The sequence below is a fragment of the Nocardia bhagyanarayanae genome (genome assembly GCF_006716565.1).
Taxonomy (GTDB): Bacteria; Actinomycetota; Actinomycetes; order Mycobacteriales; family Mycobacteriaceae; genus Nocardia; species Nocardia bhagyanarayanae.
In genome coordinates this window covers 1,220,174-1,244,409 of the sequence record NZ_VFPG01000002.1, presented here as the reverse complement: position 1 = coordinate 1,244,409, position 24,236 = coordinate 1,220,174, and the positions used below count along the sequence as shown (strand labels likewise).

At 67.8% G+C, this 24,236-nt stretch carries 23 protein-coding genes and 1 pseudogene; 10 read left to right on the top strand and 14 right to left on the bottom strand.

Annotation, left to right across the window (positions count from 1 at the left end; genetic code table 11):
* The first annotated feature begins 402 nt into the window (after nt 1–402).
* The 3 genes from FB390_RS32360 to FB390_RS32350 all read left to right on the top strand — a co-directional run bounded on the left by FB390_RS32360 (nt 403) and on the right by FB390_RS32350 (nt 4,046).
* The gene (locus FB390_RS32360; protein WP_246124520.1) at nt 403–1,152 is read left to right on the top strand and encodes an AraC family transcriptional regulator; all 750 of its coding nucleotides are present in this window, start codon (nt 403–405) and stop codon (nt 1,150–1,152) included.
* A 43-nt stretch (nt 1,153–1,195) separates the two neighbouring features.
* On the top strand, nt 1,196–2,143 hold the full coding sequence (locus tag FB390_RS32355; RefSeq protein WP_141812947.1) for a sterol desaturase family protein: 948 nt from the start codon (nt 1,196–1,198) through the stop codon (nt 2,141–2,143).
* 169 nt (nt 2,144–2,312) lie between these two features.
* Nucleotides 2,313–4,046, top strand: a complete 1,734-nt coding sequence (locus tag FB390_RS32350) for an L-aspartate oxidase (protein WP_221639448.1) — start codon at nt 2,313–2,315, stop codon at nt 4,044–4,046.
* Nucleotides 4,047–4,116: 70 nt separating this feature from the next.
* On the opposite strand, the gene FB390_RS33850 is transcribed toward FB390_RS32350, so the two are convergent.
* Entirely contained in the window at nt 4,117–4,272 is a 156-nt protein-coding gene (locus tag FB390_RS33850) for a hypothetical protein (RefSeq protein WP_185757371.1), read from the bottom strand.
* Nucleotides 4,273–4,307: 35 nt separating this feature from the next.
* On the bottom strand, nt 4,308–5,933 hold the full coding sequence (locus FB390_RS32345) for an FAD-dependent oxidoreductase (protein ID WP_141813235.1): 1,626 nt from the start codon (nt 5,931–5,933) through the stop codon (nt 4,308–4,310).
* Between the two features lie 159 nt (nt 5,934–6,092).
* Between FB390_RS32345 and FB390_RS32340 the strand changes: the two genes are divergently transcribed.
* The gene (locus FB390_RS32340) at nt 6,093–6,362 is read left to right on the top strand and encodes a metal-sensitive transcriptional regulator (protein WP_141812946.1); all 270 of its coding nucleotides are present in this window, start codon (nt 6,093–6,095) and stop codon (nt 6,360–6,362) included.
* 91 nt (nt 6,363–6,453) lie between these two features.
* Here FB390_RS32340 and FB390_RS32335 read toward each other — a convergent pair whose 3' ends face one another.
* Entirely contained in the window at nt 6,454–6,846 is a 393-nt protein-coding gene (locus tag FB390_RS32335; protein WP_141812945.1) for a VOC family protein, read from the bottom strand.
* A gap of 187 nt (nt 6,847–7,033) precedes the next feature.
* Nucleotides 7,034–7,966 (bottom strand): RNA polymerase sigma-70 factor, encoded by a 933-nt coding sequence (locus tag FB390_RS32330; RefSeq protein WP_141812944.1) that lies wholly within the window; start codon nt 7,964–7,966, stop codon nt 7,034–7,036.
* Between the two features lie 166 nt (nt 7,967–8,132).
* On the opposite strand from FB390_RS32330, the gene FB390_RS32325 reads away from it, so the two are divergent.
* The gene (locus FB390_RS32325; RefSeq protein WP_141812943.1) at nt 8,133–8,618 is read left to right on the top strand and encodes a carboxymuconolactone decarboxylase family protein; all 486 of its coding nucleotides are present in this window, start codon (nt 8,133–8,135) and stop codon (nt 8,616–8,618) included.
* 21 nt (nt 8,619–8,639) lie between these two features.
* Here the strand turns inward: FB390_RS32325 and FB390_RS33845 are convergent, their stop codons facing one another.
* The 6 genes and pseudogenes from FB390_RS33845 to FB390_RS32300 all read right to left on the bottom strand — a co-directional run bounded on the left by FB390_RS33845 (nt 8,640) and on the right by FB390_RS32300 (nt 14,192).
* Nucleotides 8,640–8,810, bottom strand: coding sequence for a hypothetical protein (locus tag FB390_RS33845; protein WP_185757369.1), 171 nt, complete (start codon nt 8,808–8,810; stop codon nt 8,640–8,642).
* 233 nt (nt 8,811–9,043) lie between these two features.
* A complete protein-coding gene (locus FB390_RS32320; protein ID WP_141812942.1) occupies nt 9,044–9,931 on the bottom strand; it encodes a cyclopropane mycolic acid synthase family methyltransferase in 888 nt (295 codons plus the stop codon).
* A gap of 242 nt (nt 9,932–10,173) precedes the next feature.
* A pseudogene (gene thrS, locus FB390_RS32315) lies at nt 10,174–11,394 on the bottom strand (threonine--tRNA ligase); the annotation flags it as partial.
* A gap of 186 nt (nt 11,395–11,580) precedes the next feature.
* Nucleotides 11,581–12,381: an alpha/beta fold hydrolase gene (locus tag FB390_RS32310; RefSeq protein WP_141812940.1), complete on the bottom strand. Its 801-nt coding sequence runs from the start codon at nt 12,379–12,381 to the stop codon at nt 11,581–11,583.
* 31 nt (nt 12,382–12,412) lie between these two features.
* Nucleotides 12,413–13,252, bottom strand: coding sequence for an alpha/beta hydrolase (locus tag FB390_RS32305; RefSeq protein ID WP_141812939.1), 840 nt, complete (start codon nt 13,250–13,252; stop codon nt 12,413–12,415).
* On the bottom strand, nt 13,242–14,192 hold the full coding sequence (locus FB390_RS32300) for an alpha/beta hydrolase (RefSeq protein WP_141812938.1): 951 nt from the start codon (nt 14,190–14,192) through the stop codon (nt 13,242–13,244). The genes FB390_RS32305 and FB390_RS32300 overlap by 11 nt, the downstream gene beginning before the upstream one ends.
* Before the next feature lie 120 nt (nt 14,193–14,312).
* Between FB390_RS32300 and FB390_RS32295 the strand changes: the two genes are divergently transcribed.
* Entirely contained in the window at nt 14,313–17,051 is a 2,739-nt protein-coding gene (locus FB390_RS32295) for an ATP-binding protein (RefSeq protein ID WP_185757367.1), read from the top strand.
* 113 nt (nt 17,052–17,164) lie between these two features.
* On the opposite strand, the gene FB390_RS32290 is transcribed toward FB390_RS32295, so the two are convergent.
* The 3 genes from FB390_RS32290 to FB390_RS34550 all read right to left on the bottom strand — a co-directional run bounded on the left by FB390_RS32290 (nt 17,165) and on the right by FB390_RS34550 (nt 19,214).
* The gene (locus FB390_RS32290; RefSeq protein WP_141812936.1) at nt 17,165–17,950 is read right to left on the bottom strand and encodes an SDR family oxidoreductase; all 786 of its coding nucleotides are present in this window, start codon (nt 17,948–17,950) and stop codon (nt 17,165–17,167) included.
* 179 nt (nt 17,951–18,129) lie between these two features.
* Nucleotides 18,130–18,759: a TetR/AcrR family transcriptional regulator gene (locus tag FB390_RS34555; protein WP_246124519.1), complete on the bottom strand. Its 630-nt coding sequence runs from the start codon at nt 18,757–18,759 to the stop codon at nt 18,130–18,132.
* A 170-nt stretch (nt 18,760–18,929) separates the two neighbouring features.
* Nucleotides 18,930–19,214, bottom strand: coding sequence for a hypothetical protein (locus FB390_RS34550; RefSeq protein ID WP_246124517.1), 285 nt, complete (start codon nt 19,212–19,214; stop codon nt 18,930–18,932).
* 245 nt (nt 19,215–19,459) lie between these two features.
* Here FB390_RS34550 and FB390_RS32280 point away from each other — a divergent pair, with 245 nt between their 5' ends.
* The 4 genes from FB390_RS32280 to FB390_RS32265 all read left to right on the top strand — a co-directional run bounded on the left by FB390_RS32280 (nt 19,460) and on the right by FB390_RS32265 (nt 22,922).
* The gene (locus tag FB390_RS32280) at nt 19,460–19,717 is read left to right on the top strand and encodes a DUF2798 domain-containing protein (RefSeq protein ID WP_141812935.1); all 258 of its coding nucleotides are present in this window, start codon (nt 19,460–19,462) and stop codon (nt 19,715–19,717) included.
* A 441-nt stretch (nt 19,718–20,158) separates the two neighbouring features.
* Complete coding sequence (locus tag FB390_RS32275; protein ID WP_141812934.1) at nt 20,159–20,455, top strand: hypothetical protein; 297 nt, start codon at nt 20,159–20,161, stop codon at nt 20,453–20,455.
* A gap of 94 nt (nt 20,456–20,549) precedes the next feature.
* Nucleotides 20,550–21,458, top strand: a complete 909-nt coding sequence (gene bla / locus FB390_RS32270; RefSeq protein ID WP_221639469.1) for a class A beta-lactamase — start codon at nt 20,550–20,552, stop codon at nt 21,456–21,458.
* 81 nt (nt 21,459–21,539) lie between these two features.
* On the top strand, nt 21,540–22,922 hold the full coding sequence (locus tag FB390_RS32265; RefSeq protein WP_185757425.1) for an ABC1 kinase family protein: 1,383 nt from the start codon (nt 21,540–21,542) through the stop codon (nt 22,920–22,922).
* A gap of 1 nt (nt 22,923) precedes the next feature.
* Here the strand turns inward: FB390_RS32265 and FB390_RS32260 are convergent, their stop codons facing one another.
* Nucleotides 22,924–24,177 (bottom strand): PucR family transcriptional regulator, encoded by a 1,254-nt coding sequence (locus FB390_RS32260; RefSeq protein ID WP_246124516.1) that lies wholly within the window; start codon nt 24,175–24,177, stop codon nt 22,924–22,926.
* Nucleotides 24,178–24,236 lie beyond the last annotated feature (59 nt).

Below are 24,236 nucleotides of genomic sequence, written 5' to 3'. Positions count from 1 at the left end.
CCTTCGAACAGGCGGCTACAGTCTGTCGACCTCGATCAGCACCCGGTCACCCTATCACCGGCGGGACAGCGCCCTGGACGTCGGTCGCGGTCGTCGAAGCGGCGTGCGGCGAACATGGCAACCGGGCCGAAACCGCGCTTCGGCCCGACTTTCGGCAGCTTCCCTTGCAGGTGCGTTCGTAGCTTCGGCTGAACCAGCGCGGCCCGGGAGACCGCGACACCGGTGCGTCCACCGTCGATGTCGAGACCAGGTTTCATCGGGTCTCACGTCGGCTGAGGAGGCGTCGCCCGGCGCGGGGGTCGCCTACACTCACGCGGTGTCGTCGGTTTTCTCGGTCAGCCCAGCGATGGCGATAGCCGCTGTGCTGATCCAGCTACGCCTGCCTGCCGGAAGCGCGGTGCGGTGACCGGGACGATGCCGCGCTGGCTCGGCGGGGTGCTGTTCACCCCGGGCTTGATGGCCTTCACCGGCGACATCGGTGACACCGCCGCCCATTCCCATGCCGCCGTGCAGATTTTGCTCGTCACCGCGGGCGAGGTGACTCTGATCGACGCCGCCGGGCGCACCGCGACCGCCGAGGTGGCGATCATCCCGCCCGGTGTACGCCACGAAGTGCGCGCCACCCCGGGAGCCAAAGGGTTCCTCGCCTACCTCGACTCCGCCGGCCTCGTCGGCAACGCCGCACTCGCTCGACTGCGCGGCCTGCCTGTCGACGAGGTCACCAGCTGGATCACCGCGGCGATGCCGCGCACCACAGCCGCAGCGCCGCAACCGAATTCGACGTCACGGGCGCCGCGCCGGTCCACGCACCCGGTGGTGGCCGAGGCGCTGCGCGTGGCGGCGGCTTCCGCGAGCGGCCCACCGTCGCTCGGCGATCTCGCGGCCGCCGTCGCGATGTCGCCGAGCCGCCTGTCGCATCTGTTCACCGAGCACGTCGGCCTGCCGTATGCGGCGTGGCGGCGTTGGACTCGGCTTCAGCTGGCCGTCGGCACCGTGCGCGTGGGCGGCTCGCTGACCGAGGCCGCACACGCCTCGGGTTTCACCGACAGCGCTCACCTCACCAAAACCTGCCGCGACCTGTTCGGCATCACCCCCACCGAAGCTCTCGTCGCCACCGGCTGGCGACCGCTACCCGCCGCGCGGCTCAGCTGATTTCTACAAGCCTCGACCGGGATGCGGCGGCGACGCTGAATCCATGTCCACAATCGTTCACCCTCTGATCCGCTACGGCTACGCACCGCTCATGCTGCTCGGCATCAACGGCGCCGGGATCGCCTTGGCCGCAAGCGGAGCCAACAAAGCCTGGCTGCTGGCTCTGCTCGTCACCGCGATCGCGTTGTCGTTCGCCGTCGAACGCCTGCTGCCGTATCGGAGTGCCTGGAACAGCTCGCACGGCGATGTCGGTCGCGACACCGCGCACACCTTCGTCAACGAAACGCTCATTCTCACGAGTGTCGCCGCGATCCCGGCCTTGGCCGCGCTCGTACCCGGCGACGGGATCTGGCCTACCGGTTTGCCGTTCGTCGCTCAGGTACTGATCGCGATCCTGGTCGCCGACTTCGGCATCACCCTGACGCACTACGCCAGCCACAAGATCGGGCTGCTGTGGCGCTTTCACGCCGTGCACCACAGCGTCACCCGCTTCTACGGTCTCAACGGCCTGATGAAACACCCACTGCACCAAACACTCGAGATGACCGCGGGCGTCACCCCGCTGCTGTTGGCGGGGATCCCGGTGCCGGTCGCGGCGGCGTTGTCGCTGGCGGTCGCGGTGCAGCTGCTGCTGCAACACTCCAACGCCGACTACCGCGTCGGCCCCTTCAAGTACGTCCTGGCGCTCAACGAGGGCCACCGCTTCCACCACCTGAAATGGGCGGGCATAGGCGATGTCAACTTCGGTTTGTTCACCCTCGTCTGGGATCACCTGCTGCGCACCTACAGCTACGACCCCGCCCGCCGCTTCACCAGCGCCGACCTCGGTATGGCCGCCAAACCCGACTACCCGGTGGGCTACCTGGCCCAGCTCGCCGAACCCTTCACCCGCCACGGCGCCTGCACTGTCGCTTCCAGAAACGCCAGCGAAAAGCGGTCCGCCGCAACGGTTTCAGAGCGCGGTGAGGGTACCGTCCAGCCGATCAGCTGAAGGCGATCGCCGACGGCGGCAGGGCCCCGGCTCGACGCACCGGAACAGGCGTGCGTAGCCGGGTCCTACACCGAATCGCTGGATGAGACGCACCCCACAGCGGAGTGCTGTCACGGAACCGATGTCCGGCCGGTCCTAGGTACAGAGGACTCTCGAAGGGAGACGAAAGATGATCAATTCGCGCGAACGCCAGATCGCTACCTCGGTTCTCGTCATCGGCACCGGCGGTTCGGGCCTGCGTGCGGCGATCGAGCTGGCCGAGCGAGGCGTGGATGTGCTCCTGGTCGGCAAGCGGCCGAAGGCCGACGCGCACACCACGCTCGCCGCGGGCGGTGTCAATGCCGCGTTGTCGACAATGGACGCCGAAGACAGCTGGCAGCAACATGCGGCGGACACGATCACGGAGAGCTACCTGCTCGCCCGGCCGGACACAGTACAGACGGTGACCGAGAACGCCGCCCGCGGAATCGCGGATCTCGAACGGTGGGGCATGCCGTTCGCTCGCGAATCCGACGGACGGATCTCGCAGCGGTTCTTCGGCGCCCACACCTACCGGCGCACGGCGTTCGCCGGGGACTACACCGGTCTCGAAATCCAGCGAACGTTGGTGAACCGCGCCGTCCAGCTCGGCGTACCGATCATCGATTCCTGCTACGTGACCCGAATCCTGGTGCGCGACAATGTCGTATTCGGTGCGTACGGATTCGATCTCGAGGACGGCGGTCGTTATGTGTTCCGGGCCGATGCCGTGTTCCTCGCCGCCGGAGGGCATACCCGGATCTGGCGTCGCACGTCGTCCAGGCGCGACGAGAACACCGGGGACTCGTTCCGGCTGGCCGTGCTGGTGGGCGGCCGGATCCGAGATCCGGAACTCGTGCAGTTCCACCCCTCGGGGCTCATCGAGCCCGAGAATGCCGCGGGCACGCTGGTGTCGGAGGCCGCGCGCGGCGAGGGTGGCATGCTCCGGAACGCGCTGGGCGAGCGATTCATGAAGCGGTACGACCCGGCACGGATGGAACTTTCGACCCGCGACCGTGTCGCGCTGGCCGCCTATACGGAGATCAAGGAAGGCAGGGGCACCGCGAATGGCGGTGTCTGGCTGGATGTTTCGCATCTGCCGCGAGAGACGATCATGCGGCGGCTACCGCGCGTCTACCAGACGCTGCTGGAGTTGCAGATGCTCGACATAACTCGCGATCCGATCGAAATCGCGCCCACCGCACACTATTCGATGGGTGGCGTGTGGGTGCGTTCGGAGGATCACGGCACCGGTGTCGAGGGGCTCTACGCGATCGGCGAGGCGTCCAGCGGACTGCACGGCGCCAACCGGCTCGGCGGCAACTCCCTGATCGAGCTGCTCGTCTACGGCAGGATCGTGGGTGAGGCCGCCGCGCGCTACTCGGTCGAGCTGTCGGCCCAGCGGCGGTCGGAGGGTGCGCTCGCGGATGCCCGTGCCGAGGTCGACGGGCTCGTGACGGCCGACGGTCCGGAGAACGTGCGAGCTCTCCAGCGCGCACTGCGCAATACGATGACCGAGCATGCGGGCGTCGTGCGCGACGAGGGCGGGATCCGGGCGGGACTGTCCGAACTCGATGAGGTCGAGGATCGGATGAAGAACATCGGCGTGCACCCCGACGCCGCCGGGTTTCAGGATCTGGCTCATGCCTTCGACTTGAAGGCGTCGGCGATCGCGGCACGCGCTACGTTGGAGGCCGCCTTGGAACGCCGCGAGACCCGTGGATGCCACAACCGTTCCGACTACCCCGAGCTCGATCCCACGTTGCGGGTGAACTTCGTGTGGTCGGGCCCTGGTCGAATCGAGCGCGAGGAAATCCCTGAGGTGCCTGCCGAGATAGCGCGACTCATGCGCGATGTATCGACCGACGGGAAGTTGGTCGAATGATTCGGCCGTGGCCGACTACGGGCGCCGCGCCGCCGTCGGAGGCCAGATAGTCCTCTGACTCGCGGCGGTATCAACCGCCGAAGAACCACCGCTTGCGCGGTCGCGCCTGTTCGGTGCACGAACACCGTTGCGCCTTCGGCACATCGCCGAGCACCTGCTCGACGTGCTCGCCGCATCCGCTGTAGCCGGGCTTGCCGCACTGTCGGCAGGTGATTCGTTGGCACATCTCGTGTTGTTTCCTTTCTCGGAAGAGGACTTGGACTACCGGACGGCGGCGGTCGCGTCACGCCAGGTGCGATATCCACCGTCGAGGTTGATCGCGTCACGGCCGAGCTGGGTCAGCAAACGCGTCGCGGTATTGCCGCGCTGACCCACCTGGCAGAACACCAGGACCGGACCGGCGGGAATCTCGCCCGCCCGGTCGCGGAGTTCGTCCAGCGGGAGGTTGCGTGCGCCGGGTATGGACCCGGCGGCGAACTCCTCCGGTGATCGCACGTCGACCGCATGTGCGCCGGTGGCGATCATGTCATCGATTTCGTGCCACTGCACGGTCCGAATCGCTCCGGTGCGGAGATTGTCGGCCATGTAGCCGAGCATGTTCACCGGATCCTTGGCCGAACCGAACTGCGGTGCGTAGGCCAACTCCAGGTCCATCAGCCGGGAGGCCGGAATTCCGCCCGCCATGGCGGTGGCCAGCACGTCGATGCGTTTGTCGACGCCGTCGCCACCCACAGCCTGCGCGCCGAGGATCTCGTCGGTAGCCGGATCGACGAGCAGTTTCACCGACATCGCGCGAGCGTCCGGGTAGTAACCGGCGTGGGCGAACGGATGCGAATGCAGCACCCGGAACGGGCGTCCCGCCGCGCGCAGTCGCTTCTCGCTCCATCCGGTCGTCGCCGCGGTCAGGTCGAAGACGCCGAGGATCGCGGTGGCCTGGGCGGGCGGGTCGATGGCAGGCAGCCCGGCGATCACGTCCGCGACCAACCGCCCCTGCCGATTCGCCGCATTGGCCAACGGGACGAGCATCGACTGCCCGCTCACCGCGTCCCGCTTCTCCACCACATCGCCGACGGCATAGATGTGCGGCGCCGACGTGCGCAGCCGCTCGTCCACGACAATGCCACCGCCGGAACCGATTTCGAGACCGGCTTCGCGAGCGAGCGCGCTTTCCGGGCGCACCCCGATCGCCATCACCACGAGATCGGCCGGGATCACGCGCCGATCGGAAAGGGTCACCGAATCGGCGTCGACGCGAGTCAGCTCCGCACCCAATTCCAGCCGGACCCCGTGTTCACGCATCTCGGCCGCGACGGGAGCCGCCATCTCGACATCCATCGGCGCCAACACCTGCGTGCCGCGCTCGACCACCGTCGTCGAAACTTGCCGTCGCACAAGGTTTTCGGCCATTTCCACGCCGATGAACCCCGCACCGACCACCACCGCGGACCGCGCACCGCCGAGCGCCTCGGCGACCCGATCCACATCGGCGACATCGCGCAGCACCAAGGCGCGCTCGACCCCCGGCAACGGTGGGACGATCGCGGCAGCGCCCGTGCTCAGGACCAGTTCGTCGAAGGACTCGACATACTCGCGGCCCGAGTCCAGATCACGCACGGTGACGCTGCGCCCCACCGGATCCAGCGCCACCACTTCGTGCCGCACCCGCACGTCCAGCCGGAACCGCTCGGCGAGCGATTCCGGAGTCTGCAACAGCAGCGCTTCCCGCTTCTGGATCACCCCGCCGAGGTAATAGGGCAGGCCGCAATTCGCGAACGACACATGATCGCCCCGTTCGAGAACGACGATTTCCGCCGATTCCCGCAGCCGGCGCAATCGGGTGGCGGCCGACATGCCACCGGCCACTCCGCCGACGATCACAACTTTCATTCCGCACCTCCCAGTGGGCCACAGCATGCGCAAGAGACCCTCGTCATATACCCCCTGGGGTATTGTCCAGTTGGGCTCGAATATACCCCCGCGGGTATGTGGCGGAACTGTGACAACCACCTCGGCCCTCGATGAGGCCTACGACGAAAGGAACAAGCCATGGTCGGCAACGAAGAGACCATCGCCCAGGTGCTCAACCGGCTGCGGCGCGCACACGGGCAGCTCGCCGGAGTCATCTCCATGATCGAGCAGGGCCGCGACTGCAAGGACGTCGTCACCCAACTCGCCGCCGTCTCGCGAGCGCTCGATCGCGCCGGCTTCAAAATCGTCGCCACCGGCCTGCGCGAATGCCTCAGCGGCGACACCGCCGACGGCTCCGAACCGATGACCGAGGCCGAACTCGAGAAACTCTTCCTCGCTCTCGCATGACCTGCGCGAGCACCGCCCGTCTCCCGACCACCGCGACGGACCGACACCGAGAGCGAGCCGTCGTGCGGCCCGCCCCCGGACCGGCGACTCGTCAGTTGCCTTCCGGCGCCGACAAGGCGGATTCGGACGCCTTGGCGACCTCCATGTCGATCTCCTGGATCTGGATCGTCACGCCGTCCGGATCGACGACCCGCAGGCTGCGACCGAAGTCCTCGTCGAAGATCTCGTAGTCGTAGCCCTGCTCGCGTAGCCGGTTCGCCACCGCCTCGAGCTTCTCGTCGGTCGCGAACGCGAGCTCGACCGAACCGGCCGGACGTCCCTTGGAGACCGTGAAGTCGTGCAGCCCGAGGGCCCCGGCATCGGCCGAGAGTTGCGCCCACACATTGACACTCGCGTCCGCCTCGAACGCGAGACCCAGCCCGGCGTAGAACCTGCGGCACGCCTGCACATCCGAGACATACCTGATGGGCAGAACAGTCAACATTTCTTGTACCTCCTACTCGGAACGGACGAACCGAGTGTCAGGCGGCATCCGCGCGCAATGCCCCGTCCCGCCGTGGGACAGCCGGAATCCGACACGACAGCGCCCGACGAGACGGATACCGACACGCGACAACGCCACTCGACGTGCCCGCCCGCCGGCTGCCCGCGCGCCGAGGCGACCGCGAGGTTCAGCGACGCATGGTCGTCGCGCGCTCCAGCCGTGACAGTTTCCGCGGATTGCGCACGGAATAGAGCCCGGTGACGAGGCCGTCCTCGACATGTACCGCCACGACAGTGTCGATCTCGCCCGCGAGCCGCAGAATGAGCGCCGGGTACCCGTTGACGTCCGCCAGCTGCGGCGACCTCGCCGCGAGGTTGCCCAGCCCGGCGGCGAGTAGTTCGGCCACCGCGGCAGCCCCCACGATGGGTTCCAGCGCCGCTCGCGCGACCCCGCCACCGTCGCCGAGGAAGACGACATCCGGTGCGAGGATGTCGAGCAGGCGCTGCAATTCGCCCGTCTCGATCGCCCGCTGAAACGCCTCTAGGGCGCTGCGGGTCTCGGCCGCGGAAACGATCTTTCGTGGGCGCCGCGCAGCGACGTGTGTCCGCGCCCGGTACGCGAGCTGCCGTACGGCGGACGGGCTCTTGTCGACGGCGGTGGCGATCTCGTCGTAGCCCAGATCGAACACCTCGCGCAGCACGAACACCGCCCGCTCGATCGGCGCGAGGGTCTCGAGGACCAGCAGCATCGCCATCGAGACGCTGTCGGCCAGCTCGACGTCCTCCGCCACATCGGGCGTGGTCAGCAGCGGTTCCGGCAGCCAAGGGCCGACGTAGGACTCCTTGCGCCGCCCCAGCGCGCGCGCCCGGTCGAGCGCCTGCCTGGTGGTGATCCGGATCAGATACGCGCGCCGATCCCGCACGGCGTCGAGATCGCAGTGCGCCCACCGCAGCCATGTCTCCTGCAGAACGTCCTCCGCGTCGGCCGCCGAGCCGAGCATCTCGTAGGCGACGGTGAACAGGAGTCTTCGATGCGCGACGAACGCCTCGGTCGCGGGGTCCGGCCGGTGGTCCCCGGTGCCGCCGCCTCGGCCGGGCTCGATTCGCACCGCTCCGGTCATGGATGACTCCTGTTCGCTCGACTGTGTCGGTCACCAGATGCCGGGCCCGGTCATCTCGTGACAAGAGAACGGGAGTGTCTTGAGTCACACAGGGGTGGTGTTACGCGGATCGGACCGCCGCCGTCTCTTGGTCGTTCGATTCACCACCGCGAGTGAGGACCACATCATGGAACCCCGTTTCAACCTGAACGCCAACGAACTCGGCGCCAAGCTCGGCAAGCGGTTCGCCAACACCAGCCTGGCGATCATGCAGTCGTCGCTGCCGAGGACCCTGATCGAGCTCGTAGAGCTGCGCGCCAGCCAGATCAACGGCTGCGGGTACTGCGTCGACGCCCACGCCAAGGAGTTGGCAGCGGCCGGTGAACCCGCGGTGCGAATCAACCTGGTCGCGGCTTGGCGCGAGTCCACCGTGTTCAGCGAGGCCGAGCAGGCCGCGCTGGCGCTCGCCGAGGAGGGGACCCGTCTCGCCGATGCCAACCACGGCGTGTCCGACGACACCTGGGCCCAGGTGCGAAAGCACTACGACGACGACCAGATCGCCGCGCTGGTCTATCTGGTCGCCATGATCAATGCCGCCAACCGGCTCCTCGTGATCACCCGGACCAAGGGAGGTTCCTACGAGCCGGGCACGTTCGACAGCGCGGCGAGCTGATCCGCCTGACGACGGCGGAGGTCAAGGCCGTTCACCGCTCGGGTCTTCCGGTCCCGTTTGCACCGGCACCGTGTTGCTCTCGGGCGGTGTCGCGCCGGCGGACCAGTCCGGGCCGAGCCCCAGCGCGGCGGCCAAGGCGCCGCCGGCCACTGCCGCGGTGATGATCCTGGTGGACGTAGCGCGATTCGGCATCGAGGTCTCCAGTTCCGTCGAGGGCGGGAGGAAACAGCTACAACGCGAATGCACATTTTCGGCACGGCTAAACCCCCGCTACGGAAAATCGACCTATCCCCCCGTCCGGTCGCGGTGCGTCGGACGGGGGCCGAGGGCGGTGACCGTCCCGGCGACCCGACACGGACCGGATGGTTGGTCGAGATCCGCGCCATCCGTGGGTACGCTGTTGGCCGCTCGATGTGGTGAGTTCGCTACTTCTTGGCGAGACTGAACTGAACGACGTCGATGTAACCATCGCGGAAGAAACGACCGCAGCCGCTCAGGTACTTCGAATATGTGTCGTAAATTTCTTCCGAGGTCACCGCGATTGCCTCGTCGCGATGCTTTTCCAGCGCGTTCGCCCAATGCTCCAGAGTCGTCACGTAATTCGGGCCGAGCGAATGTGCCCGCTCGACATCGAAACCGGCCGCGCGCGCGTAATCGAGAACCCATTCCGGCAGCGGCAACTGGCCGCCCGGAAAGATCTCGCGGGCGATGAATCGGCCGAACGCCAGCACCTCGCGGTCGATCGGCAGCCCTTTCGCGCGAAGCTCCTGCCGGTTGTACTGCACGATCGTGTGCAGCAGCATCCGTCCGTCGGCGGGCAGAATGCGGTGACACTTGTCGAAAAACCATTCGTAGCGTTCGCGCCGGAAATGTTCGAACGCGCCGATGCTGACGATGCGATCCACCGGCTCGTCGAACTCTTCCCATCCCCGCAACAGCACCCGGCCTCGCCGTGGCCCGCGATGCGCTTCGAGCAGGCCTTCGACGTGCTCGTACTGGTTGCGGCTGAGGGTCAGACCGATCACGTCGACGTCGTAACGCTCCATGGCGCGCAGCATCGTCGAACCCCAGCCGCACCCCACGTCGAGCAATGTCATGCCGGGGCGCAGATCGCATTTGCCAAGTGCCAGATCGATTTTGGCCAGCTGCGCTTCCTCGAGGCTCATCCCCTCGCGTTCGAAGTACGCGCAACTGTAGGTGCGAGACGGATCCAGGAACAGTGCGAAGAAATCATCGGACAGGTCGTAATGCGACTGGACATTCGCATAGAACGGAGCCAACCCCTCCGTTCCCGTCCCTTTCTCCGGCAACATGGTCGTCCTCGCTGATCGGCTGGTGAAAGGTGCGTCGGTAATGAGGGCCAACCACAAATTACTCCGCGGCGAGCTGTCGCGGGTGCGATCGCGGGGAATGTCCGTCAGGCCGACATGGGTACGCGGCCGCCGACGGCGATCACGGGACCCGGCCCGCGCTCGCGTCGGCTACCGATGCGGAATGGTCTCGGGCCGCCCGAAGCGCTCGAGCGCTTCGGGGCCGAGGAGAAACCGGTTCGGTGTCAGTCGGTCCACAAGCGGGTGTCGTGGTTTTCGGTCAGGGCACGGATGCGGGCGACGGCGGTGGCGGTGGGTTGGGCGGGTAGGCGGCGGCCGTCTCGCAATCGGACGGCTACTTCGCCGTTCGCGTTCTCGGCCGGGCCGAGGATGAACTGATATGGCGCCGAATGGTTCTCGCGCACACGCGCCGCCAGGCTCCCGGACTCGGCGCCGATCACGCGGGCGCGCAAGCCCGCGTCGATACACCGGTCGCGGAGTTGGTCTGCGGCGGCTCGTTCGGCGTCGGAGATCGGCAGCACCGCGATCTGCAACGGTGCCAGCCACGCGGGTAAGGCGCCGCCGTGGTGTTCGATCAGGTGCGCGACCGCGCGTTCGACGCTGCCGATGATGCTGCGGTGCACCATGACCGGTCGGTGTTTGCCGCCGTCGGCGCCGATGTAGTGCAGGTCGAATCGCTCGGGCTGGTAGAAGTCGACCTGCACGGTGGACAGGGTGGATTCGCGCCCCGCGTGATCGGCGACCTGGACGTCGATCTTCGGGCCGTAGAACGCGGCCTCCCCCTCGACCGCCTCGTAGGACAATCCGGCCCCGTCGAGCACCTCGCGCAAAAGCTTGCTGGCGCGCAGCCACATATCCGGCGCCGCAACGTATTTCCCGCTCGCACCGGGCAGCGACAACCGGTAGCGTGCGGCATCGATCCCCATGGCGCGATACGCGGAACCGATGAGCGCCAAGGCGGCCGCGACCTCGTCGGCAACCTGGTCGAGGGTGCAGAAGATGTGGGCGTCGTTGAGTTGAATGGCGCGCACGCGGGTCAAACCGCCCAGTACACCGGACAATTCGGAGCGGTACATCGCCCCGAGCTCGGCCATCCGTAGCGGCAGCTCGCGGTAGCTGTGCGAGCGGGATCGGTAGATCACCGCGTGGCCGGGGCACAGGCTGGGGCGCAGCACCACCTGCTCACCGCCGATGTCCATCGGCGGATACATGTCGTCGTTGTAATGCGCCCAGTGCCCTGAGATCTCGTACAGTTCGCGCTTGCCGAGGACCGGCGAGTACACGTGCTGGTAGCCCGCCCGTCGTTCCGCGGCGCGGATGTACTCCTCGAGGGTGTGGCGCACGATCGCGCCGTCGGGAAGCCAAAACGGCAATCCCGCTCCGATCAGCGGGTCGGTGTCGAACAGGTCGAGTTCGCGGCCGAGTTTTCGGTGGTCGTACACGTGGGTCTCCTCCCAGTCGAGGGCGAATGACCACGCGAGAAAGCCCCGGGCATCCGCCCGGGGCTTCGATCAGAACAGGGTTCAGCGCGCCGGGACGTCGTCCGGCGTCGTCGTGGACTGAGCGCGCTGCATACCCCGCACGCTACTCCCGAAGCCCACTATCGAACAACGGGAATACCGCCTTACTGATCACCGTGCCGCGGCTCGCACGAAGTCGGCGACTTCACCGGGCCTGGACACCAGCGACGCGTGCGAGGCGTCGATCTCCTCAGTTCGGGCGTTCATCCGGTCCGCCATGAACCGCTGCGCGGCCGGTGGAATGGCACGATCCTGGGCCGAGACCAAGTACCAGCTGGGTGTCGTTGCCCACGCGGGAGCGCCGGAGGGTTCCAGGTTGGCCGACACCGCGAGCGAGCGCTGGTGCGCCAGCATCTCGGCGGCCGTGCCATCGCTGACATCTTGGGCGAAGACCTCGTGGAAACCGTCGGGTGCGATGTAGGCATCGATACTGCTTCCGGCGACCGGATCGTCGACCACCTTCACCTGAAGCACCGGAGGAAGCAGGCGGCTGCCGGGGAACCGAATCGGGTCGAGTGCCAGCTGATTGATCTCGCCCTGCGCGGGCGCGAAGGCGGCGACGAATACCAGCGCCCGCACCTTCGCGTCGTGCACCTGGGTGATGACCGATCCGCCGTAGGAGTGGCCGACCAGGACCACCGGACCGCGGACGCTGTCCAGCGTCCGCTGCACGGCGGCGGCGTCGTCGACCGGTCCGCGCAGCGGATTATCCGGCACCACAACCCGATAGCCGTCCGCGCGCAACAGTTCCGCGACCCCGTCCCAGCTGGTGGTGTCGGCGAAAGCGCCGTGCACCAGCACGATGGTGGGCGACGGCGGAGTGGCCACCGCGGGCGCGATCGCCACCGCCGGAAGCGCGGTCAGTGTCAACGCGACCGCCAGGCCGCGCAGATGGAGCGTCATTCGTTTCATTGCTTGTCCATTCGGGAGTGCTCGTATCGTGTCAGGCGAACCGCTGAACGAAAGACAGTGCGGTATCGCAGACTTCGCGCCAACCGGAGTCGATCGTCAGTGAATGACCGCGGCCCGGCATCTCGACGATCTCGGTGACGGCGTGCTCGTTGCGCGCTTGCTTCTTGTACGAGGCCTCGGCGATCGCCCACGGCACGGTGTTGTCCTTCTCCCCGGAGACGATCAGCAGCGGACCGCGCTGCGGACCGGTGCTGTCGACCTTGGTCTCGCTCCACGGGTTCAGATTGGCCGTGGCCGCCTGGAACAGCGGAGCGCCGGGCGCGGCCACCGCGAACGTCTCGTACAACTGCTCGGCCTCCGCCGCGTCGACCGCATTGGCGAAGGCGAACCGGAACTGCTCGAAGGTGAGCGGCACGGCTCGATGCCGGTTGGCGGGGTTGGTCAGGACCGGCGCCGAGGCACGCAGCGAGGAGATCGGCAGCGGCAACACGCCTTGGAACGGCGCGGGATCGATGGCCACCGTCGCCGCCGAAAGTCCACGCCCAGCGATGATTTGCGCGAGCAGGCCGCCGAAGGAGTGACCGATCACGACCGGCTTGCGACTCAACGCACCGATCAGCCCGGCGAAATGGTCGGCGACTCGGCCAACCGTCTTGCCCGCGAAGACCTCCGGATGAGCATGCGCTTCGGCGACCGTGCCGGGGTCGTCGGGCCAGCCGGGCAGCACCGGCGCATACCCGGCGGCGGCGAACACCTCCGCCCACCGATCCCAGCTCGACGGCAACAGCCACAGCCCGTGCACGAACACCGCGGGCGTGCGGCCGGAGGCATTGGCCTGTTCGATCTGCTCGATATCGTGCTCAGCGGACATCGTCGGACGTCCCTTCGGCGAACACCCCGCGCAGAAAGGCGGTGGCTTGGTCGATGGCGGCCCCGGCGGCGTGCGTGCCGCGCAGGGCGTTGAGCATGACGAAATCGTGGATGATGCCCTGGTAGCGGACCGCGACCACCGGCACACCGGCCTCGCGGAGCTTGTCGGCGTACGCTTCGCCTTCGTCGCGCAGCACGTCGGCTTCCGCAGTGATCACCAGGGCGGGCGGCAGTCCGGCCAGTTGTTCGCTGGTGGCCCGCAGGGGCGAGGCGGTGATCTCCGCGCGCTGCGCCGGGTCGGTGGTGTACTGGTCCCAGAACCACTCCATCGCATCGCGGCGCAGGAAGTAGCCGGTGGCGAACTGCCGGTAGGAGGCGGTGTCGAAGGACGCGTCGGTGACCGGGTAGAACAGCACCTGCCCGGCGAGTTCGGGCCCGCCGCGCTGTTGGACCAGCAGGGTGAGCGCGGCGCTCATGTTCCCGCCGACCGAATCGCCCGCCACGGCGATACGTGTGGGGTCGAGTCCGCGGTCGGCGCCATCGGTGACGATCCACTGCAGCGCGGCGGCGGCCTGCTCCAGCGCGACCGGGTAGCGGGCCTCCGGGGAAAGGCTGTAATCGACGAACACCACTGCCGCGCCCACACCCTTGGCCAGCTCGCGCGCGAGCCGATCATGGGTGTGGTTGTTGCCGAAAACCCAACCGGCGCCGTGGATGTAGAGGATCACCGGCAGCGGTCCGGACACGTCGGCAGGGCGGAAGATGGTCACGGCGGGATCGGACACGACTTCGCGTTCGGTGCCCGCCACCTCGATCGCGGGCGACTGGACCTCGTCGACCACCTTGCGGCCCTCGATCGGGCCGAGGTCGAACAAGTACGGGGGGTTGGCGGTGGCCTCCACGAAGGCCTGCGCCGCAGGCTCGAGTACGGGTTTGCTCATCGTCGTCCTTCTGCGGGAGCTGATATCGACATGACGACGATGCCCGTCCCGGCCGTTGCTCGAATCCTTGACAGTCCCTAGTCCCGGATGGGAACCCTTAGTCCCCATAAGGTTGCTCCCATGTATCTCCATGGCCGCGAATCCGAGTCGGCTGAGCTCGAAGGTCTGGTGCGCAACGCCGAGTCGGGGCTGAGCGCGGTGCGAATCGTCAGGGGACCTGCCGGAATCGGTAAGACGGCACTGTTGGAGGACGTGATCGCGGCCGCGTCGAGGCTTCGGGTGATGCGGGTTGCCGGGGTCGAGGTCGAACAGGAGCTGGGGTTCGCTGGCCTGCACCGGCTGCTGCTTCCGCTGCTGGGGGAACGCGGCCGGCTACCGGCGCCGCAACGCGCCGCGCTGGAGACGGCATTCGGCATACAGGCGGTCACCGCGCCGCCGGACCGATTCCTGGTGGGCCTGGCCACGTTGACCCTGCTCGCCGACGCCGCCGCGGACCGGCCGTTGCTGGCCGTCTGCGACGACGCACACTGGCTCGACCGGGAGTCGTTGCAGGTGCTGGCGTTCGTCGCACGCCGCTTGGACGCCGAGTCGATCGTGCTGTTGTTCGCCGCGCGCGACGACGACGCGGACGACGACCTGCACGGCCTGCCGGAATTGCGGCTGACGGGGTTGTCCGAGCCCGATGCGGCCGAACTACTCGCATCCTCGGTCACCGCCGACATCGACAAGGTGATCGCCATGCGGCTGCTCACCGAAACCGCGGGAAACCCGCTGGCCATCCTGGAGCTGGCACGCAGCTTCGGCGAGGGAGCCGCAGCCGAATCCGGGCTGACCGACCCGCTACCGCTGGACCGCAGACTCGAGGCGCGATTTCTGCGCCGCACGCGGGGACTCGACGAAGCCACCCAGGATCTGCTGCTGGTGCTGGCCGCCGATGCGGGCAACGACCCGGAACTCATCCGGCGCGCCGTCGGCAGCTTGACCACCGCCGCTTTCGACACCGCGCTGGAGCAAGCCCAACGCGCCGAATTGCTTTCTCCGACAACAAGTTCCGATCCGCTGCGCTTCCGTCATCCGCTGATCAGGTCGGCCGTCTACGGCGGTGCGTCCGCAGTTCGGCGTCGGCAGGTCCACGCCGCGCTGGCCGAGGCCGTCGACCCGGTCCGCGACGCCGACCGGCGCGCCTGGCATCGGGCCGCGGCCACCGACCGCCCGGACGAGGATGTCGCCGCCGAGCTGGAAGCCGCCGCCGCACGAGCCGGCGAACGCGGCGGCTACCTGGCACAGGCGGCGTTCCTGCACCGAGCGGCCGATATCACCCCGCCGGGCCCGCCACGCAACGGGCGGCTGCTCGCCGCGGCCGGCGCCGCGCTCACCGCCGGTGCGCCGCACCTCGCGGAACAATTGCTGGACAAGCTCACTCCGGACCTCGGCATCCCGATCCTGGACGCCTACGCGATGCGACTGCGCGGATTCCTGAACGTCATGCTCGGCCGCGAAGGAGCGGTGCCGCTGCTGTTCGAGGCCGCCCGGATCTTCCGTGACGCCGATCCACGCACCGCTCGCGACACACTGCTCGAGGCATTCGACGCGGCCATCGTGGTGGCCCGCATCGGCGACGGCATGAGCGCGCTGCGTATCGCGGAGGCCGCTCTCGACGTGCCACCGGTTCCCGGCGAACCCAGCATCGCCGACCTGTTGCTGAGCGCGCACGCGCAACTCGTCGGCCGTGACTACGTGTCGGCGGTGCCGCTGATGCGGCGCGGGCTGGCGGCGATGCTGACCGAACGCGCCGAGGACGGCGACGCCGCACGCTGGTTCTTGCTCGGTGTCCTGCTGGCGATCGAGCTGTGGGACATCGACGCACTGGGCAGGTGCGCGCAGCGCTACGGCTCGACCGCCCGCGGGCGCGGCGCATTGCGCATGCTCCAAGCGGCGACGCACGGAGCGGCCACCTACGAGCTGCTGTGCGGTCGCCTCACCGCGTCGACAGCGCACTTCGCCGAATTCAAGGACGTCGCCGCGGCCATCGGCGCGGACCTGCGATATGCCGACAGCAGCGACGTTCTGCTGCACGGCTGGCGCGGCGACGAGGCCCGCACAGTGGCCGCGGTCGCTATCCAGGCCGGACCCGACGCCGAGCGTCCCGGTGGTTTACAGGTCCAACTCGCGCGCACCGCGCTCGTCGTGCTGCGTCTGGGTCAATGCCGCTACACCGAAGCCGAGGAGACGGCCACGATCGTCTTCGACGAGGACCCACCGCATTTCGGCAATATCGTGCTGCCGGACCTGATCGAAGCGGCAGTCCGCAACAACAACGCCACCGCCGCCGACCGAGCTCTGACGCGTTTGACCGACCGCGCCGGCGCCAGCGAAACCCCTTGGGCGCTGGGCGTACTGGCCCGCAGCCGCGCCCTGCTTGCCGACGACGCCGCGGCCGAGAAGCTGTATCTCGAAGCGTTGTCGGTGCTGGAACAGACCCCGCTGACCACCGAGGTGGCACGCACCCACCTGCTCTACGGTGAGTGGCTACGGCGCCGACGTCGTCGGGGCGACGCACGCCACCACTTGCGCACCGCCCATGAATTGTTCCTGGACATGGGCGCCGCCGCCTTCACGGAACGAGCACGAACCGAGCTGGCGGGCGCGGGCGAACGCGCGCGGGAACGCACCCCGAGCAGTTCCTACGATCTGACTCCAAGGGAACTCCAGGTCGCCCACCTCGCCGCCACGGGCATCACCAACCAGCAGATCGCCGCCGAACTGTTTCTCAGCACCGCCACCGTGGAGTACCACCTTCGCAAGATCTTCCGCAAACTCGGCATCACCTCCCGACGTCAGCTTCCACACCGGATGTGAGCGCTCGGACCACTGATGCGCCGAAGCCACCGCCTGGCGTTCCGCCGGGTCAGTCGTCCGGTTCGGGCAACCATCGCGCTGTCGCCGCGGCATCGACGGCGACCAACTCCTGGTTACCGAGCCTGAACGGTCGAACCTCCGCGGAAGAGTTCGGCGTCGCCGAGGCGCTGTCCGCCGTCGATCACGAAGGTCTCCCCCGTCACCCAACTCGCGGCATCGGAGACGAGGAAGGCGATGGCGGAACCGATGTCCTCGGGTTCACCGATCCGCGACAACGCGGTGGCCGAATTCAATTGGCTCTCGCGTTGTTTCCAGAGCGCCTCGGTCCGTTGGGTTCGCACCACACCGGGCGCGACGGCGTTGACCCGCACCCGCGGCGACAGTTCGACTGCCAACTGCTTGGTGAGGTGGATCAGAGCGGCCTTCGACGCGTTGTACAGCCCGCGGTTCGCTTCGAAACCCATTCCACCGATCGAGGCGGTATTGACCACGGCGCCTCCGTGCTCCCCCATCCACGCGCGCGTGGCTAGAGAGGTCCACAGGATCGGCGCCCAGAGATTCACCCCGAAGATCTTCGTGAAACTCGCGTAGTCCTGGTCGATGACCGGACCGTAGGCGAGGTCGGTGCCGACGTTGTTGACGAGAATGTCTATGCCGCCGAACCTTTCGAGCGTCGCATCGACGCACCGCTGGGCGGCTTTCTCGTCGAAGACATGCGCGGCGATGCCGAGCGCGTTGCCTCGCACTTCGGCCGCGGCCGCCTCCGCCGCTTCCCGGCGGCGCGACGTCAGGACGACGTTGCCACCCGCGGCCGCGATCGCGTGCGCCGCCGCGAGGCCGATGCCGCGGGAGGCGCCGGTGACGATCGCGGTCCGGCCGGTGAGATCGAGTCGGCTCATGTCAGCGTTGATCCTCTGTTCGAAGTCGGACGGTGCGGCTCTCGCCTAGTCCGCGGAAACGAGTTCCTCGCGCGCGTGCCGACGTGCTCCAACGGGTCGGCGAGAACTAGAACTCGAATCGCATTCGAGTTTAGGAGTCCGAAGGCGACGCTGTCAACGATCGGCCCGGGCCGACGGCGTCAGTTTTCCGACGCGTACGTCTCCAGGTACGCGGTGACGAGACGCCGCGCTTCGTCGATCGTCGCGGCATCGCCGGACGGAGATCGACGGAAAGCCACGTCGAAGAGGCGGTCACCGGCCTCGTAGGCCAGTTCCAGGACGAATCGGGGGGTGTCGGCGCGGATCAGGTCGCGTTCGAGGAGGTAGCGCCAGAGCCGGGCCGCTTGCGAGATATCGAATTCGCGCGCCGTCTCGTCGAGCGTCGAGTCGCGGCCCCGGTACCAGAGCTCGACGAAACTCGGGTTCTCGCGAAAGTAGGCGAGCAGCGTGTCGATGACCAGGTCGCAGGCTTCGCGCAAGGTGCGCGCCTCGGCGCGGTCCAGCGCCGCGGTGAGACGCTCGTCGAGCGCGCCGATGTGGCGTCGCACGAGCTCGGCGTCGACCTGATGCCGGTCGGCGAAATAGTGGTACACGGACGCGATGGGGATGCCCGCCCGCTCGCCGATCGCCTTGAGAGTCGCGGCGCCGTAGCCTTGCTCACCGAGCAGCGCCTCGGCCGCGTCGAGGATGGCCTGCACGCGCTCGATTCCCCGACGCTGTACGGGCGCCGGGCGCGCCGACGTCCGAGTCGTCGCCTGCTTGTCGAACACGATTCGAAATCGTAACAGCCACCCATTGCCTTGCCAGGACTCGTCGATCAGCTTGGGGCCAGCACCCGTGGATCGATCTGATGACAGCGCCGCGGGCGCGCCGGGCAGGAACGGCAGAGCCCCGACGATTTGGCCGACCTCACCGCGGCACAGGCGCCCATCCGATGCCGTCAGCGTGGGCGCTTGAACCAAGCTCCCGAGGACTTCTGGGACAGCAGAATCACAATCGTGATGCCGACGATCGTGCCGAGCAGCCCGGGCGGTAGCTGTGCGGCAGTGGCGCCGAGGCCGCAGAGGCCTTGGATGCTCGCCAGCACGATCACCGTGACGCGGAGGACATTGCCGCCGCGCCCGAAACCGAGGGTGCATCCCGCGATGACGAACAGCAGCAGGAAGCCCGCCATGAGCTGACCGGCCAGCTCGGGATCGACGGCTACCACGACCGCGACCGTCATCAGCGCGATGCCGAGTGCGGCGGCGACAGCGCGAGCACCTGCGCGGCACGGACCGAGCTCGGCATCCTGGGCGGGTGCGAAACTTGTTGGGGCGCGGACGTGTTGGAGGACCGGGCTTGCGCCGTGGACTCCGTGGTCTCTATGCTCGACGCCGCGACCCGTCGCCGTAAGCGTTCACGTCAATCAACGCACCGATCCCGCCGACCGGTGGAATCGCTGCCCTTGACAACCTTACGGAGCGATCCATGTCCGAAACGACGACCGCCTCTCGCCCAGTCCGCAAGCTGCCCGCACGCTACGCGGCGGTGCTGTCGCCCATGCTGCTTTCGATTCTGATGACCTGCGTGGTCTCGCTGATCAGCACAGTGATCAGCGACGGCCTCGCGGTCGGGCAATGGCTGCGCGCGTGGGCGGTGTCCTGGCCGATCGCCTTCCCCACCCTCCTGCTGGTGCTCCCACTGGTCCGCAGACTCACCGCGGCGATGGTTCGCACACCGTCTTAGCCGTCGGACCGCTGCTCGGCGGGAGCCCGATCGACGCTCCCGCCAAGACGTTTGATTCCGCCGCACGGTGGTACCCGCCCGGCGTATCGGACCGACAGCGCGGTCGGCCCTGAGATCAACCGCAAAGGGGCACTCGATGTTCGGCGAAAGGCACACGACGCGAGCGTCCCTTCGCATGGCTGTTGTATCGCGGAGGAACATCGTGATGGACAATCCCACTGTGCGAAGCGGCGACGACCAGGACTTCGATCCGGTCGTCTGGCCCGACCCCAGCCCCCTCAGCTCCTGGTGGGCCGACATCATGTCCGGATCCACAGTCCGCCCCCGCACATCCGCCACCACCGCGAGCGCAGGCACGAGCTGACCGCTCGTCGGCGATCTTCGAGCGGAGTTCGCGATCTCGGTCACGCTACGGCACATTCCGAGCTACCGTAACCAGGCATGGACAACGTGGAGCTGGATCCGCCGGTTGTAGCTGCACCGAATCGCACCGGACTCGTTCTCGACGTGGCTACCGTCGGGCTGGTCAATCCGCTGGCAATCGGCGAGGAACCAACGCGCCCTTACATACAGTGCACCGATGAGCGCGTCTTCCTGCTCCCGACGGCACTTCGCGACTGGGCGATCGATGTGATCGCCCAGCACCACGCCTGCCTCTCGGCCGGAGACACGCCAATGTTCCCGCGGCAGATCGAATTCGGCGTCTTGGACGGGGGTCTGTACGCGGAACTGTTGTAAACCTTCCGCTGGTTCCGGTATTCGTGGGACCAAGGGATGATCGCGTGGCGGACGGCCTCGGCCACCGCGCACCAGCGGAAGGAAGACAGTGACGTTGTCGCGCCCGGCCGTCAGCCGCCGCACGCTCCTCGGCGCGGCCATCTTCTTGCCACTGGCGGCATGCGCGGCGGAATCGGCACCGTCTCCCCTGGCGTCGAGCCCGGCCCCGGCCGCCCCGCCCGAGATCGGACACGAGCACCTGATCGACTTGGAACGGAAGTTCGACGCGCGCCTCGGCGTCTACGCGCTCGCCACGGGCACCGGCGCCGTCATCGCCCACCGGGCGGACGAACGATTCGCGTTCTGTTCGACGTTCAAGGGCTTGGTCGCGGCGGCGGTGCTGCAGCGAAATCCGCTGTCGCACTTGGACACCGTCGTCTCCTACACCGAAGCCGACCTGCTGAAGAACGCCGCCGTCACGCCCAAGCACCTGGACACGGGCATGACGATCCGCGACTTGTGCGACGCCGCGGTCCGTTTCAGTGACGGCACCGCGGGCAACCTGCTGCTCCGCGACCTCGGCGGCCCGGCCGAGCTGACCGCGTACGCGCGCGGCCTCGGCGACACCGTCACCAGAATGGATCGCACCGAACCCACCATCACCCAGGCCATTCCGGGCGACCCGCGCGACACGACATCGCCACGCGCCTTGGGCACCGACTACCAGCAGATCGTGCTCGGTGACGCCCTCCCCGCCGACAAGCGCGCGTTCCTGCGCGACCTGCTCGAACGCAATACCACCGGCGCGCAACGCATCCGGGCCGGGGTCCCGCAGGGCTGGACGGTGGCGGACAAGACCGGCACCGGAGACTACGGCACGCTCAACGACATCGGCATCGTCTGGCCCCCGGACTCCGCCCCGCTGGTCATCGCCCTCATGTCCAGCAAGGCCACCGCGGATGCCCGCTACGACCAGGCCCTGCTCGCCGAGGCCGCCGCCTACGTCGTCGACACCCTCACCTGACGCCCGAACGCATTCGTCGCGGCGCCGGCGTCGGTAATGTGGCCCACGGCACTCACTGTGGCGTGCCGAGGGAGGTACATGGTGGCCGGTCGGGTACCGCAAAGTCGTTTCGGGCGAGGGAGCCGGCTGGGCCGGTTGGCGGCCGGGCAAGCCGTGCGCGGCGTGGGGACCCGGCTGTCGATGGTGGGCAGGACCGAGGACGCCCGGCGCATCCTGGCCGAACGGTCCACGCTGCAAGCCGCGCAGCAGATCGTCACGGTGCTGGGCGGCATGAAGGGCGCGGCGATGAAACTCGGGCAGATGTTGTCCGTACTCGACGTGGACCTCGTTCCAGAACCGCACCGGGAAATGTTCCGCGTCAAGCTGGCCGAATTACGGGACAACGCACCCACGGTCGAGTTCGCCGACATGCGGAAGGTGATCGAGAACGACCTGGGACCATTGGCGCGGGTCTTCGGTGATTTCGACGAGACTCCGGTTGCCGCCGCGTCGATCGGGCAGGTGTATCGCGCGAAGTTGCACGATGGGCGTTCGGTCGCGGTCAAAGTGAAGTACCCCGGCGTGGACGACGCGGTCGAAGCGGATATGCGAAATCTGGCGCTGTTGAGCAGACTCTGGAAATCGATTCTGCCCAGCGCCGCCGACGAGGCGGTGCTCGACGAGATCGCGCGCAACATCGCCAGTGAGCTCGACTACCCGCGCGAAGCGCGCACCCAGCACCGAGTCGCCCTGCGCTACCGCGACCATCCCTTCATCACGGTTCCCGACAGCATCGGCGAATACTGCGGCCATCACGTGCTGGTGACGGAATTCGTCGACGGGATGGCGTTTCGGGGATTGCGAGCGCTGCCGGACAGCGAGCGAGATCGAATCGGCGAGCTCGTCTATCGCTTCTACATCAATTCCCTGTTCTCCGATCACGAGTTCTGCGGCGATCCGCACCCGGGCAACATTCTGCTCACCACCGACGGTCGCGTCGCGTTCGTCGACTTCGGGCTCTACCACAGCATGGACCCGGCGCACGTCGCCTTCGAGCGCGACTGCCTCCGCGCCGCGGGCGAGCACAGGGCCGACGACCTGTATCAGGCGTGGGTGGATCGCGGCATCATCGACCCGGACGCCGGTGTGACCGCGCGGGAATGCCTCGACTACGTCTGGGCTGCCGCGGGCTGGCACTTGGTCGACGAGGAGCTCACGATCACCCCCGAGCTCGCGACGGGAGCAGTGGTACTCGCCATGGATCCCCGCGCCGCCGAGTTTCGCGGGATGCGACGCCAATCCCTGCCGCCGGAGCACGTCTTCTCGCGGCGCGCGGACCTGTTCACCTTCGCCGCGATCGGTCAGCTCGACGCGACCAACAATTGGCATCGGATCGCGCGGGAATGGCTCTACGACGAACCCGCGAGCACGGACATCGGCCGGGAGACGGCGCGGTGGCGAGACAGGACGCGCGAGCAGGATTGAATCAGGCCGGTTTGCGGATGCCGACCGCGGCCGCGCTGCGCGGCGGCCGAACCCCATCGGCGCGGGCGACCAATGCCGAACGCAACTGCCACAACCCGCGCGCATCGCCCGGATCGAAGCCTGTCAACTGCCCGATACGACGTAGCCGATAGTCGACGGTGTTGGCATGCACTCGCAGTCGTCGAGCCGCCTTCTGGCGGCTGAGATCGTTGGCGATGAACACTTCCAAGGTCTCGAGCAGATCCGGGTGTTCGTCCAAGGCGGCGAGCTTTTCGGCGAGGATATCGCGGCCGAGGCCGGGGCGATTCAGCTGGTGTTGCAGGGCGAGATCGGTGAAGCGGTAGAGCCCGGGCTCGAGGCCGAGATGTTCTGCGGTGTCGAGCAATTCGTGTGCTTGATTGGCCGCTGCGGAGACCTCGTCGGGACCGGCGACGACAACGGCCGCGGTGATCGGCACCCGCGCGGCTTCGGACAAGGTCTTCACGACGCCGGCGAGCTCGTCGTCGCCGCACAGCGTGCCGGCGAGGAGAACGGTGCCGCCGTCCACCGACAGCAGCGCCAGTGCCTGGTCACCGAAGAGGTGCGCGAGCGCGGCTTGCAGCCGACGGAGTTTGCGTCGCGCGACGACCCGTCCATCGACGGTGGGACGGCTCTCGTCGGGATGGGCGGGCACCGATACCGCGAGCACGAAGTACTCGTCCGCGATCCGTATCCCGCATTCGCGCGCCATCGCGGAGGTGGCATGACCGCCGAGCAGCGCGGAGGTCAGTGTGTGGATCGCACTGTGGTGTTGCGCCGCCAAGGACTTGTGTTCGCGCACATAGGCTTTCCCGACACCAGCCGTCACCAGCCGCAACAACTCCAGAGCGGTGAAGGCCGCCGCGACGGCGTCGCTGTTCGTCCGCGGGACGGACCTCGAAAGCAGCATGTCGATACCGGCTTTGAAGCCCTCGTGGACGACATGCAGGACGGTGTCGATCGGGATCCCCTCGCGCGCCCAACCCGCCGCGGCCACCTGGATACGCTCGACGCCTTCGGGCGGAGCCTGTCCGTTCAGCCGGTCGATCACCCATTCCAAGCAAGTCCGCACCACGCCCGTGAGCTCGCTGCCCGCGACCGCGCCCGGCAGCGTTTTGCACGGCATGACCGATTCAACCAGGTAGGCGATCAGGTCTCGGGCCATCCTGGCCACATCGTTCGCCGACGGCCGCTCACCGGAAACCACTTCGGGCCGGGCAATGGTTTCGATTGTCACTGGTGACCTCCCTGTCATAGAAGAGCCGCCACTGCACAGTAAGCCGAGTTTCCGCTCAC